A 13,373-nucleotide genomic window follows, 5' to 3' on the forward strand; every position below is an offset into this window, starting at 1 on the left:
AAGGTGACGCGTGGTCAGGAGCGGGTGCGGTCGATCGGCGGGCCGGTGGTGACCCCGGGCAGCAGTCGAATTGCCGCTTCCCGGTGCGTCGAGCCAGAGCGACGTTGAACTCCGTGTAGGACCTCAGATCGCCGTGATTGTTCCGACGGCGGCGAGGAGAGTTCTTCCTCGCCGCCGGCGGAAGGGTGCAGTGTCCGGTTAGAAGACCGCGGCGACGCGTTGCGCGGTGACCTGCACGCGCTCGACTTGGACCCAACCGCTGTCGGTGTTCATGTCACCATTGGTACAGGACACGTCGATCCAGTCCGCTTGGGACATCGTGACCATACCGGGGATCACCATGGTGTGGTGCCAGCCGTCCGCATTACCCCACTCCTGGATCTGCCCACCGCCGGACGTCAGTGTTCCGCGCGTCTGCACCCCACACCAGAACGACGTCACCACTTCACTGTTCGCGATCATGACCTCCACCGTCAGAAGCCATGAGCCGGCGGGAAGCGGGTTGCCCGGCTGACGCAGGACGACCTGGGTCGCCCCGTGGGGACGACGGATGAGCGGCACGACGGCCCCCGATCCCCACCGGGTGGCACTGATCGTCATGCCGTTCCAGGTCAGCGGGGTTTCGCCGGTCGCGCAGGTCGCGCCTTGCTGAGCGTCGACCACGCGCAGAGCGCCGCTGGTGTTGTAGCAGCTCGTGATGACGCCGGTCGCCGAATTCGGTACCGAGGCCAGAGCCTGCGAAGCAGAAATTCCGGCAACCGTGAGGACCAGCGTCCCGATCGTCGCACCGAGTCGCCATCTTCTTGTCATTCTTCTCACCATATCGACCCTTTCAGAATGGTGTCAGGCCGGGGATTTGTTCTCCGCCGAGTTACTCCGACAGGCCGCCGATCGCGATCATGCCGACGGTGATGCGGTCGCTCGTGCTGCCGATGACCACCTTCAGGCCCAGGGTCATCGCGCCACCCGGGGTGAACGACGCCGGCACGGTGTAGCAGGCCGGTCCCACGGCCGTCCGGTCCGTGCCGTCGTCCAGCAGGACTAGTGCCGAGTTGGGTGTGGTCATGTCAGGTGGCGCCGATCGCTGTCAGCAGATGACGGAGTTTCATCACGGAATACTCCTGTTCCAGGGAGACCGGTGCAGGGCTTGTGGTTCCTTTGGCACAGTCACCGATGCGACAAAGCCTGTCACTGCGCTCTTCGGCGCAGTCCGGTCGTCTTCGGCGGCCCTGCATCCGCCGTGGTGTCGATGCTGCCCGATTGCCCTTGCCGCATCCTGGCTGAAACCTGACCACGATCTGGACCCACTCGCGTTGTCGATGGGAGACTGTGCGGAGGGTGGCCAGGACGCGGTGAGCTGTCTCTGGGGGCGTGATGGATTTCCGGATACTGGGCTCGCTGGCGATTTGCGACGACGGCGAGAATCTGGCAGTGGGGCCGCCCCGTATTCGTGTGTTGCTCGCGCTACTGCTCGCCGATCCCGGACAGCTGGTCAGCGTGGGGCGCATCATCGACGAGATGTGGCCGGAGTCGCCGCCGTCGGGCGCCGATGCGCTCGTGCACAGCTACGTGTCCCGGTTGCGGCGGGTGCTACGCAGCGGTCCGACCGGGCCGGCCGCGGCACGGAGACTGATCACCCGCAAGCCCGGCTACCTGCTCGAAGTCGCCGAGCACGAACTGGACTCCTACCGCTATCACCGGCTCGTCGCCGATGCCCGCGCCGCGCGGAACGGCGGCTCGCCGCGGGACCGCGTCGCACTGCTGGGCCAGGCGGACCAGCTGTGGCATGGTCCGCCCTTCGGCGATGTGCCGCCCACGCCGATGGTCGCCGCAGCGGCCATCAAACTCACCGAGTTCCGCCTGAACGTGCTGGAGGAGCGTTTCGAGACAGCGCTCGACGCCGGACATGACGAGAATCTCGTCGTCGAACTCACCGAACTGGCCACCCGGCACCCATTGCGCGAGCGGCTCGTCGGCCAGCTCATCCTCGCCCTCTACCGGAACGGGCGCCAAGCCGATGCCCTGGACCGCTACCAGCAACTCCGAATGCGGCTGGCCGAGGAGCTGGGCACCAACCCCAGTCCACCGCTGCAACACCTGCACCACCGCATCCTCACCGCCGACCCGGCCCTGACCAGCCTGCCCGCCGCGGCGCGGACGCCGATACCTCGTCAACTACCCGCCGCGCCACGCCTGTTCACCGGCCGGAAGGACGAACTCGCCCAACTCACCACCACCGTGGATACCGCCGGCAACCAGGGCGATGTGGTGGTGATCTCCGCGCTCGGCGGCATCGGCAAGACCTGGCTCGCAGTCCGGTGGGCCCACGAGAATCTGCACCGGTTCCCCGACGGGCAGCTATTCGCGGACCTGCACGGCTTCAGCCCCACCGAACGACCGGCACACCCGACCGACGTACTTGACGGATTCCTCCACGCATTGGGTGTCGACCGCGACCGTCAACCCGACGACCCCGACCACCGAGCCGAACTGTACCGGAGCCTGCTCGCCGGCAAGCGCTTGCTGATCGTGCTCGACAACGCCTTCACCACGAACCAGGTCGCGTGTCTGCTACCCGGCGGCGGCCACTGCACAGTGATAGTGACCAGCCGTAACCAGCTCCGAGGGCTCGCCGCCCGCCACGGCGCCCACCCCCTACACCTCGACGTGCTCACCGACTCCGAAGCCCACACCCTGCTCACCACCAGCATCGGTCCCGACCGCGCCAACACCGACCCACAGGCGATCACGGAATTGATCGGCTTGTGCGGCGGTTTTCCCCTCGCCCTGGGGGTGATCGCCGCCCGCGCCACCGCCGACGCCCAGCTGCCCTTGGCCGACATCGTCGGCGAACTCCGCACCCGTGGCCTGGACGCCTTGGACTCCGACGATCTCACCGCCAGTCTGCCCGCCACGCTGTCCTGGTCCCTGAGCCACCTCACCGACCGGCAACGCCAGGCGTTCGCCCTGCTGGGTATCGCACCCGGGCCCGACACCGGCCTGCCCGCCGCCGCCGCGCTCACCGGCCTGTCGGAACGCGAAACGTACCGGGTCCTGCAAGCGCTGGCCGACGCCTCTCTCATCAACCGCACTGCCGGTGGCCGCTACGTCATGCACGACCTCCTTCGAGCCTATGCAGCCGAACTGGCCGACCACGCCGGCCACCGGTCCGCCGCACTGACCCGCCTGTTCGAGTACTACCTGCGCACCACCACCGACGCCATGACCTGCTACGCGCCCTACCAGCCGACCCGGCAGCGGGCCGGGCCGCAGCTCACCCCGTACCGACCGGTCTTCACCGCCCCGGGCTCGGCACTGGCCTGGCTGGACACCGAACGCGCCAACCTCGTCACCAGTGCGGTCTACGCCGCCGACCACGGGTGGCCCACCTACACCAGCCAACTGTCCGTCACCTTGTTTCGCTACCTCGACAACGGTGCCCACCGCACCGACGCCCAACAGCTCCACACGGCCGCGCTCCACACAGCCGACGTCGACGACACAACCCCGGCAGCGGGCAAATACGGGACTGTCCTGTGGCGCGCCGGGCGCTATCAGGACACGCTGACCCACTACCAGCACATGCTCGACAACCTCGGCAACACCGACGACCGCCACGCGCTTGCCGTGATCCACGGCAATCTCGGGATTGTCCACCAGCGTCTGGGCCACGACCAGCCGGCGCTCGACCACTGCCACCGAGCCATCGACATATACAGCGAGATCGGCGACCGCTTCGGCGAAGGCTCCGCACGAGGCAATCTCGGCATCCTCTACGAACAACTCGGCCGAAACCACGACGCGCTCGACCAGTACCAGCAATCGGTCACTCTCCTCCACCAAACCGGCAGCCGTTCCTTCCACGCCCTCGCTTACGGCAAACTCGGCCTAGCCTGCGCCAAGGTGGGCCGGCACCAGGACGCCCGGCTCCACCACCAGCAGGCCCTCGCCATCCTCGGCGAAATCCCGAACCGCCAATACGACGCCGTGACCCTCAACGACGTCGGTGCCACGCTGTGCCTTCTGGGACAACCCACACAGGCGATCCGCTACCACCACCACGCACTCACCCACGCCACCGATGTCGGCGACCACTACGAACAGGCTCGCGCCCACGCCGGACTCGCACAGGCCCACCACACCGAACGCAACACCTCCACGGCGCGCACACATTGGCGCCGGGCACTCGCCCTGTACACGCGCCTCGGCACACCGGAAGCCCACCACATCACGACCGTGCTCGCCGAGGTCGGCGTCAAACTCGACCGACCAAAAAGGACAAGTCCGGTCGACACGTAGCGCGCAGGTCCGAGCCGCCGCGATTCCGGGCTGACGCCAACGCTGCGGTTGACCGGGTGGCACGGACTCATGCGAGGCGAAAGTTTGGTCAGCGAGCCCGGCGCAAGTTCCCGCGCATCGACGTCGCGGGACGGCAACGTCGTTTGTTTGTGCACGGCGAGGCCGCTTACGCGTTGTTCCACGCGGCCGGACACCGGGCAGGCCGGGCCGAAGCGCTGAACGCGATCGGCTGGATGCAGACACATTGGGCCGGCACGCCGACGCCCTGTGCTCCTGCGACCGAGCGCTCGAGCTGTACCGAGCGGTCGGCAGCAGACACGGCGAGGCCGACACGTGGAACAGCCTCGGCTACGCCCACCACCCTCCGCACACCGCTGCCGGCGGAGTGCCCTGCTGATCGTGGACGACCTGCGCCACCCCGACGCCGGCGCCCTGCGCGCGCGACTCGCCGACCAGCCGCCGGCCACCCCGGACCTCCGTGGCGGGGCCGAGGGAACCCGCCGGGTACCGACCGGGTACCGAGCACGGACAACGTGAGAGGTGCCGGCCGGCACCGAGTCGGCCGGTTCGACCGCAGGGGTGCATTCCCGCCACCGGCCCGCAAGGTGGCCAGGCACTCTCTGCCGAGCTCGGGAGATCAGATGTCGCGTTACAGATCGAGGACCGCGTTCGTGGTTGGCCCACGTGAGCTGGGTTTCGCCCCGACCGAGGCCCGGCACGGGACGTCCGCGTAAGCCCGACGTCCACCGTCGCCGGTCATGCCGCCGGCGGAGAACCGCAAGATCCGACGTGATCCCCGGCCCGGCGGCCGGCCCGCTTCAGCAGCTCCCGGCCGTGCGGCCACACTTTACGACGATTCGGGGAACAACCATGTCTTCTTCGCACAACCGCACCACGCTCCGACCACTGGCCGGCCTGATCACGGTCGTACTCAGCGGTGCCACCCTGCTCGGGCCCGGGGCAGCTTCCGCCGCCGCGGCGACCGGCGCCCAGATCGTGAGCATCGCCGACGCCAACCTCGGCAAGGGGTACTGCAGCACCAACAGCGCCGGCGGCACGGGCTTCGACAGCAGCTGTTCGGCGAACAACGGGGCCGGCGAGTTCTGGTGCGGCGACTTCGTGGCCTGGGTCTGGCAGCAGGCCGGCGTGTCCGTCCCAGCCGCCAGCCCGGCCTCGGTGCCCAGCTGGATCAACACCTCGGCCTACCACTCCCTCAGCAGCGGCTACGTCCCCCAGCCCGGCGACGCCGTCGTCTTCGGCGACGACACCTACCCCACCGAGGGCTCCCACATCGCCATCGTCACCGACTACAGCAACGGCCTGCTGTCCGACATCGGCGGCGACGAAGGCGGCGGTCAGCCCGGAGGCAACGGCAACTGGTGGTCCACCAGCAGCGTCAAGGTCGACGAGGGCAACGGCGCTGCCTGGAACCCGCACGACAAGCTGTTCGCCGGCCAGAGCTACGAGATGTGGGTGCTCGGCTACGTCAGTTCCGGCGCCGGCCAGGACAGCGGCAGCACCCCACTCCTTCAGGGCGGAACCGGCCTCACCGCCGACACCACCGGCGGCTTCGCCACCGCCTGGCAGGGCCGTGACGCCAACAACAGCCTCTGGGTCGCCACCGGCGCCGGAACCACGCTGTCGGCCTACGGCGACCCCTACGCCCTCGGCGTCGCGGCGAACTCCAAGCCCTCGATCGCCACCCTCTCGGACGGCAGCTGGGTCGCCGCCTGGCAGGGCCGCGATGCGAACAACAGCCTGTGGATCGCCACCGGTAAGGGCAACACCATCACCTCCTTCGGCGACCCCTACCTCCTCGGGGTCGCTCCGAACACCAGCCCCTCGATCGTCGCGCTCCCGAACAAGCAGTGGGAGGTGGCGTGGCAGGGCCGCGACGCGAACAACAGCCTCTGGCTCGCCACCGGCACGGGCGCGTCGATCACCGCGAAGGGCGACCCGTGGGCGTTGGGTGTCGCGGCCCCGCCTACGGCAATCCCTACGCCCTGGGAGTCGCCCCGAACACCAGCCCGTCGCTGGCTCCGCTGCCTGGTGGCGGCTTCGAGGTCGCCTGGCAGGGCCGCGACGCGAACAACAGCCTCTGGCTCGCCACCGGCACGGGCGCGTCGATCACCGCGAAGGGCGACCCGTGGGCGTTGGGTGTCGCGGCCACCCCTACGCCCTCGGTGTCGCCGCCAACAGCAGTCCCGCCATCGTCACCCTGGCGACCGGCGGGTTCGAAGTGACCTGGAAGGGACGTGACGCCAACAACAGCCTCTGGCTCGCCACCGGCAGCGGCGCGTCCATCACCGCGAAGGGAGACCCCTGGGCGCTCGGCGTCGCCTGACCGCCAGAACCTGCCGGCCCGACACGTTCTCGTGTCCTGCGGCTCCGAACCAGGAGCCGCAGGACACACCGTTGTCACGAGATCCGACGATCTGCTGGTAGCACGGGCCGGCAATCGCGGTCTCGCCCCTCTCAGACCGACGATCCGGCCGCGTTCCGGCAAGCTTTTTGGAGATCGAATCCGGCAGCGATCGAACTGCTGACCGTCACCATCGGGTCGTCCATGCGACCCGGAGTGACGCCTTCTCACGTCCTGGTTTCAAGGAGCTGATGAAACTCGTGCCCGCAGGAGTCTTGGTCCGGCCCCTCTTGGGCCGGGGTTTGCCGCGCCGTGTCGGCGGGCGTCGGCGACCATCGCATGATGGTCATCACTCTTCCGGCCTCCTTTGTGGACCTTCCCCGCCACCTATTCAACAAACTCGTCGTCGTCGATTCGATTCCCGCCGACGAGTTTCGCGACGGCGTTGGCGGTGTGCCCAGTGCTCCTGATGAACACCTGGGTCGGCGGGTGAGGTCAGGGAGATCATGAGCCCTGCCAACCTGGTGCTATGACCACGGCGTGATCGGCCGCGGCAACCGCTCGCCGTCCAGGACGACGTCGACGCGTTCGGTGAGAAAGGCTATGTACCCGGCGATGTCCCGCGCGTCGGACAGCGGCTCGTCGTAGCTCCAGGCCAGATCACGGTGCCCGCCCACCGACCAGTAGGTCGCGTGTCCCTTGTAGGCGCACGTGGTGCGTGTGTCCGACGGCGTGAGCAGGTCCATCCTGACGTCTTCGCGCGGCAGGTAGTAGCGAGGTGTGATCCCCGTCTCGAACAACAGGCGAGGCGCGGCCGAGCCGGCCACCACCACACCGTCGACCTCGACCTGCACCCGGCTGTCGCTGCGCCGGATGTCGATACGCGAGAACGGATCACGCGGGTGGCCGACGATCGGTTCGGCCTCCTCGAGCCACTCGTCGAAGGCGGAGAAGTCGAGGATGACATGCTCCCCGAGGTCGGGGTCATCGGGCCGGAAGCCCGCGCCCGGCAGGGTCACGCCGTCCACGGCCAGGGTCTGCGGCCGGCCCGGGCAGGTGTGCACGGCGAACGCGGTCCGCGGGTCGAGGACCGGCGGACCCCCCTCGGCCAGCTGCACCGGGTTCTCCGCCGCCAGTGCGTCGTCCGACGGGATCGGCGTCGCGCGGACGTCCGACAGGGCGAACGCGTACGACGGCACCACCCGTTTCGGTTCCCAGACCAGCACGGCCCGCCGCGAGTCGGCGAACGTCCGTCCACTCGCGACCGCCCGTACCCGCTTGGCCACCGGTTCGTACCGCAACTCGGCCAGGTCTCCGGTGAACCGCGCTCCCATGCGTGTCGCCATGGGCCCACGATCCGCGCCGGTGGGCACCGTCGTCAATACCGGCTCGTTCAACCACTGTCGCCACGGAGGATGTCGAACGCGTGCAGGCGGTGCGTGGCGAACAGCTCGAGCGCAGCCTCTCGGTCACGAGCACGATCGGGTCAAGCTGAAACGCCAACGGTCCTTCCCTTGCGGCCATAGCCGGCTACACCGTCGCGCAACCTATACAAGGAGACAGTTCTTCACACCGACCCTCACCCATACCAGGAATGGGCGCCATCGCCCTTCTCCGCTGCCTCACGACAACTAGAGCGGCCGGCGTTCACGCATTTCCGCATCACTGACCGCGTGAACTTGGGTCCAAGGTGGCTGTCAGGCAGGTCTTGCACGGGCTGGCGGTGACCGCGCCGACCTCCGTGCCGTCGAGGTGGGCCGCTCGCGGACCCGCAGAGCTCCCGGCCGCCCCAGAACCGGTACGGCCGGACTTCGCCCGTCAAAATCACGCCCTCCTCGCCACGATCGCCGCGTTCGCCGGTTCCCTGACCGCGCACCCCGGACCGCGCAGCTTCGGCGACCCGTGACCGCATCCCCTCGATATGGTGCCCACGACCATGTCCGAGCCGCGCGGGGCGTGGCCCGCGCACATTGCCCCGGCTCGTCCGGTGGCCGATAGTTGCGGAGTTCCCCCCGGTGTCGTGAGGAGCCCGTCGTGCGCCTGCTCAGCCTGGTGGCCGCTGCCGCCGTCGTCGTCGGTGTGGAGGTCGCCGCGCCGGCACCGCCGGTCGCCGCAGCCGCTCCCGCCTACCTGACCAACGAGGCGACGTTCAGCACCGTCGCCAACGGGTGGGCCAAGGTCGAGCGCTATCGCGACACCACAGCGGGATTCGCCGACGAGCAGTATCCGCCGGACGGACGGGGCAACCAGGACGGGCAGCGGCTGACCTTCTTCGGCGGCGTGGCGCAGCCGTCCTCGTCGCGGTTCCTGCTGTACTCCGCACCCGGCTGGTCGACCGGCGCGAAGGCCACGCCGGTGCTGCTGGTCCACGGTGCCAACGACAATCCCGACCGGGCCTGGGCCAATCCGAACGAGTCCGGCGGCTTCGGGTGCGGTTCGGCGACGTGCCCGTCGACCGGGCTGATGCAGTACCTCAGCTCGCGCGGGTACCGGGTGTTCGCCATCGGCTTCGCGCACAAGCAGGGCGAGAACCGCCAGCAGGCACAGCAGGTCGGCGACGCGATCGCGCTGATCAAGTCACGCTTGGGGGTGGGCCAGGTCGATCTGGTCGGCTGGAGCAAGGGCGAGCTGTCCACCCGGATGTACGTGTCCTCGGTGAAGCCCGCCTGGGGGCGGCCCTACGCCGGCGACGTGCGCAAGCTGATCACCCTCGGCGGGCCGAACGGTGGCTATGACTACCCGTTCGCGCACGGTTACGCGCACGACCTGTCGATCTGGCCGGAGTGCGGCGTCAACATCAACGCGCCGAGCCCGCACACCAGGATGACCTGCTACGGCGCGTACACCTACCACCCGGAACTGTCGATCACCCCCACCGCCGGCTGGGACACCTACCCCGGGCAGCGGCAGATGCTGGCCCGCTTCGACAGCGCGTTCGGCGTCGACGGCTCGCAGCAGGACTGGTACACGACCTACTACGGCGGCCAGGGTTTCTACACCGACGGGACGGGAATCCAGGCCGCGATCGACGCCGGGTCGATGATCTCCACCATCCAGTCCGCCGGCACCCCGGCCGGCGTCTCGGTGTACCTGCTGGCCGGCGGCTCGCCCACCATCGTCGGCGTGTTCAACGAGAACCGCGGCCCGAGCGACGGCATCGTGTTCACGACCAGCGCGTTGGACAGCACCGGCATCGGCCACCTCGCCGCGACCGCGCTGGTCGGTTCGGTGAACCACTTGCAGCTGGGCTGGGCGTCGGCCTCGATGTCCCAGGTGACGAGCTGGCTGGCGTGAAAGGGACGACAGTGACCACACTCCTCGACGGAATCACTTCGGCGAAGGTGCCGACCGACCGGCTGACCGCGCACGTGCTGGAGGTGGCCGGCCGGGAGCACGGCGAACCGGTCGTGTTCGTCCACGGCAACGTCTCGTCTTCGGCCTTCTGGCAGGAGTCGATGCTCGACCTGCCGGAGCGGTACCGCCCGATCGCGGTGGACCTGCGCGGCTTCGGCGGCACCGACCCCTTGCCGGTGGACGCGACGCGGGGCGTGCGCGACTACGCCGACGACGTGGCCGCCACGCTGGCCGCGCTGAGCATCGACGCCGCGCACCTGGTCGGCTGGAGTCTGGGCGGCGGCGTGGTGCTGCAGCTGCTGCGCGAGCACCCCGCGCTCGCGCGCACCGTGACGCTGGTCAACCCGGTCTCGCCCTACGGCTTCGGCGGCACCAAGGGCGCGGACGGCGAGCTGGTCGACGCGGCGGGCGCCGGCTCGGGCGGCGGTGGCGCCAACCCGGACTTCGTCGCCCGGCTCAAGGACGGCGACACCTCGGACGAGTCGCCGTTCTCCCCACGCCAGGTGCTGCTGGCCTTCTACGTCAAGCCGCCGTTCCACCCCGCCCGCCTCGACGACCTCGTCGAGTCGATGCTCACCACCCGGGTCGGCGACGACCACTACCCCGGCGACTCCACCACGACCGACGCGTGGCCCGGTGTCGCGCCGGGCACCCGTGGCGTGCTCAACACCCTGGCGCCCGGCCACTTCCGCCTCGACGACCTCGACGCGATCGAGCCCAAGCCCCCGATCCTCTGGGTGCGGGGAGCCGACGACCAGATCGTTTCCGACACCTCCCTGTTCGACCTCGCCCACCTCGGCCGGCTCGGCGCGGTGCCCGGCTGGCCGGGCGAGGCCACCCACCCCGCGCAGCCGATGGTCACCCAGGCCAGAGCCGTCCTCGACCGCTACGCCGCCGCGGGCGGCGACTACCGCGAGGTGGTCATCTCCGACACCGGGCACAGCCCGCACATCGAGAAGCCGAAGGAGTTCTCGGCGGCACTGCTCGAGGTGTTGGCCAACGGCTGATCGGCGCCACGAAAGTCAAGTTTGCCGGGAAGCCAGTGCGCGGCGTCGACGACATCCTCACGATCCGCGCACCCCGGCAGGACTGGACGGGCTGGCGGATTCCGTCAACGGTCAACGACCGCAGCTATCGCCACCACGGGCGATGGCGCTGGGCCGCCACCACGCCGGCGGGCTCGACGAGTTCGGCGAGCCGGGCGGCGATGTGCTTGATGTGCTCGTGGACCCACAACGCGCAGGCGAGGTCGCGCACCGAGGCACCCGGCTGCTCGAGGAGCTCCGGAAACGTGGGCGGGGCGAGCATCGGCACGTCGCCGTGGTCGGTGCGGTCGAGGCGGGACGCCAGGTGGTCGTACCAGGCGGCGAGCTGGCCCGCCTGCTCGCCGAGGAGCCGGCGGAACGGGTCGGGTTCGACGTGGGGGTTCGGGAGCCCGGCCAGTGAGTGCGCGGTCAGCCGGGCGCGGACGGTGCCCGTGACCAGCCGCCACAGGAGCGGCTTGGGGACGTGCTTGGTGCCCTGCTCGCTGAGGAACCCGCGCAGCGCGTCGTCGAGCCGGGCACCGGCGGCGGTCGCCGCGGCCGGGGCCGGCGGGTCGTGGCGGAGGCCGAGCGCCCAGTGCGCGGCCGTCGCGAGGTACGCGCCGCCGGTGCGGAACGCGTCGGCGAGGTCGTCGGCGACGACGGCCCGGGCGCCGCGGGGCCAGAACAGCGCGCCGGCCACCAGGCACACCGCGCAGCCGATCGCGATGTCTTCGATCCGCACGACACCGATCCGCCACCCGGCCGGGGCGAGCAGGTTGAACAGCACGACCACCGTCACGGTGAAGGCGGCTTGGCCGACCGTGAAGGGAAGAGCGCCGGGCGCGTAGGAGGCGACCAGCACCGCGAGCGGGAGGGCGATCCACAGCGCCGGCGTACTGGTGCCGATGACCAGCAGCAGCAACGCGCCGACGACGACGCCCAGCACGGTGCCGGCCAGCGCGCGCAACGCGGTCGACCCGGTCGCCGCCGCGTTGCCGCGCAACACGGACAACGTTCCCAGTACGACCCAAAAGCCGTGCTCGACGCCGCTCGCGCCGGCGACCACGACCGCGGCGCTCAGTGCCACCGCGCCGCGGAGGCTGTTGACGAACCACACCGACCGCAGGCTCGTCTGGGGCGACGCGACCCGGGTGAGCGACGTCAGGGAGAGGCTGCCGGGGAAGCGTCTCTGCCGGCTGCCGGGCGTCGCGGCGCGGGCTTCGACCGCCGCTGCGCGGGCGGCGAAAGCGGCGGTCCGGGCGTGGAAGGACAGGTGCACGGCGTCGGCGTAGCCGGGATCGCCGGAGCCCATGCCGCGCAGCCACGCCACGCTCGCCTGGATCCTGCGGTCCAGCTCGTCGGTGTCGAAGGCGCCGGACCGGCCGGCCGGCAGACCGGCGACCGCTCGCAGGCACGCGCTGGTCTCGGCGAGGAGTTCGCGTTCGACCTCGGGTGCCCGGCTCAGGTCCGGGTATTCGCCGAGGGTGTCGGCGATGACCGAACAGCACCATTCGAGCAGGCCCACCAGGCTGTCGAGGGCCTGGTCCTCGGCGGCCAGCCCGGTGGGGCGGTACGGCGTCGCGGTGAACTCCTCGATCAGCCGGTGCTTGGCCTCGACGGCCGCCTCTTTGGCCGCCTGTACGTCCGGGTCGCCGCGCAACGCCGCGTCCAGGTAGCCGGCGAGGGTGCCGGCCGACCGGGACGCCGCGTCCCGCAGGGCGGTGGCGGGAGAACGGGGCGACAGCAGCAGGACGACCGCGGTGCCCACGACCGACGCCAGCCACCAGCCGGCGAGGCGGTCGGGCACCATGCCCAGCGTGCCGGGCGAGGCCGCCGGGAGGACGTAGGCGAGCAGCGCGGCGGGGGCGCCGGTTGCCGCGTTCGGGCCCGCGACCCCGCTGAACCGCACCAGGAACACCACGACCAGCGTCACGACCGCCGCCAGCGGCAGCGACGCGCTGGCGGCGGTCCCGACGACCAGCAGGACGCTGCCCGCGACGGCGAGCCCGAAGTGCGCGCGCAGCTTGTCCCGCCAGTCGCCGCCGAACGACGCCAAGACCAGCGTGGCGAACCCGCCGAAGGCGGCGAACGTCGCCACCTGCAGGTTGCCGATCACCGTGACGCTGAACGCGAAGAGAGCGGGCACCACCAGCGTCGCCCGGACGGCACGCAGCACAGCGCCGGCCGACCACTGCGGCACCCAGTCCCGGGGCGTGATCCGGCGGGTTTTCACTGCGGGGGAATCGATCGCCACGCGGCGAGCATAACCGCGAACCTGCTGATCACGGGCCGGTTATCGCGTGCCGCGCGCCGGGACCGGCGGCGCCGGGCCG

The 13,373-nt window shown here is 70.2% G+C and carries 8 protein-coding genes; 4 read left to right on the forward strand and 4 right to left on the reverse strand.

All coding sequences use genetic code 11. The features are described 5' to 3' along the window. Positions 1-198 precede the first annotated feature (198 nt). Together OO60_RS05200 and OO60_RS05205 are read right to left on the reverse strand one after the other, a co-directional pair. Positions 199-810, reverse strand: coding sequence for a hypothetical protein (locus tag OO60_RS05200; RefSeq protein WP_155848859.1), 612 nt, complete (start codon positions 808-810; stop codon positions 199-201). A gap of 61 nt (positions 811-871) precedes the next feature. Further along, positions 872-1,066: a hypothetical protein gene (locus OO60_RS05205; protein ID WP_003069386.1), complete on the reverse strand. Its 195-nt coding sequence runs from the start codon at positions 1,064-1,066 to the stop codon at positions 872-874. A 308-nt stretch (positions 1,067-1,374) separates the two neighbouring features. On the opposite strand from OO60_RS05205, the gene OO60_RS05210 reads away from it, so the two are divergent. Both OO60_RS05210 and OO60_RS48160 read left to right on the forward strand, forming a co-directional pair. After that, a complete protein-coding gene (locus OO60_RS05210) occupies positions 1,375-4,299 on the forward strand; it encodes an AfsR/SARP family transcriptional regulator (protein WP_244885486.1) in 2,925 nt (974 codons plus the stop codon). Between the two features lie 870 nt (positions 4,300-5,169). Continuing rightward, a complete protein-coding gene (locus OO60_RS48160; protein WP_033260847.1) occupies positions 5,170-6,558 on the forward strand; it encodes a CHAP domain-containing protein in 1,389 nt (462 codons plus the stop codon). A gap of 630 nt (positions 6,559-7,188) precedes the next feature. On the opposite strand, the gene OO60_RS05220 is transcribed toward OO60_RS48160, so the two are convergent. After that, positions 7,189-8,007 (reverse strand): DUF427 domain-containing protein, encoded by an 819-nt coding sequence (locus OO60_RS05220; RefSeq protein ID WP_033260848.1) that lies wholly within the window; start codon positions 8,005-8,007, stop codon positions 7,189-7,191. Between the two features lie 688 nt (positions 8,008-8,695). Between OO60_RS05220 and OO60_RS05225 the strand changes: the two genes are divergently transcribed. After that, complete coding sequence (locus tag OO60_RS05225) at positions 8,696-9,955, forward strand: esterase/lipase family protein (protein ID WP_003069371.1); 1,260 nt, start codon at positions 8,696-8,698, stop codon at positions 9,953-9,955. Positions 9,956-9,966: 11 nt separating this feature from the next. Further along, entirely contained in the window at positions 9,967-11,022 is a 1,056-nt protein-coding gene (locus OO60_RS05230) for an alpha/beta fold hydrolase (protein ID WP_003069369.1), read from the forward strand. Positions 11,023-11,146: 124 nt separating this feature from the next. Here the strand turns inward: OO60_RS05230 and OO60_RS05235 are convergent, their stop codons facing one another. Next, positions 11,147-13,294: an FUSC family protein gene (locus tag OO60_RS05235; RefSeq protein WP_033260849.1), complete on the reverse strand. Its 2,148-nt coding sequence runs from the start codon at positions 13,292-13,294 to the stop codon at positions 11,147-11,149. Between the last annotated feature and the right edge of the window lie 79 nt (positions 13,295-13,373).

Origin of the sequence: Amycolatopsis vancoresmycina, from assembly GCF_000716785.1 — a bacterium.
In the GTDB taxonomy this organism is placed as follows: domain Bacteria; phylum Actinomycetota; class Actinomycetes; order Mycobacteriales; family Pseudonocardiaceae; genus Amycolatopsis; species Amycolatopsis vancoresmycina.

Coding starts and splice junctions, on each gene's coding strand:
- OO60_RS05200 (WP_155848859.1), bottom strand. CDS start 810: ATGACAAGAAGATGGCGACTCGGTGCGACGATCGGGACGCTGGTCCTC.
- OO60_RS05205 (WP_003069386.1), bottom strand. CDS start 1,066: ATGACCACACCCAACTCGGCACTAGTCCTGCTGGACGACGGCACGGAC.
- OO60_RS05210 (WP_244885486.1), top strand. CDS start 1,375: ATGGATTTCCGGATACTGGGCTCGCTGGCGATTTGCGACGACGGCGAG.
- OO60_RS48160 (WP_033260847.1), top strand. CDS start 5,170: ATGTCTTCTTCGCACAACCGCACCACGCTCCGACCACTGGCCGGCCTG.
- OO60_RS05220 (WP_033260848.1), bottom strand. CDS start 8,007: ATGGCGACACGCATGGGAGCGCGGTTCACCGGAGACCTGGCCGAGTTG.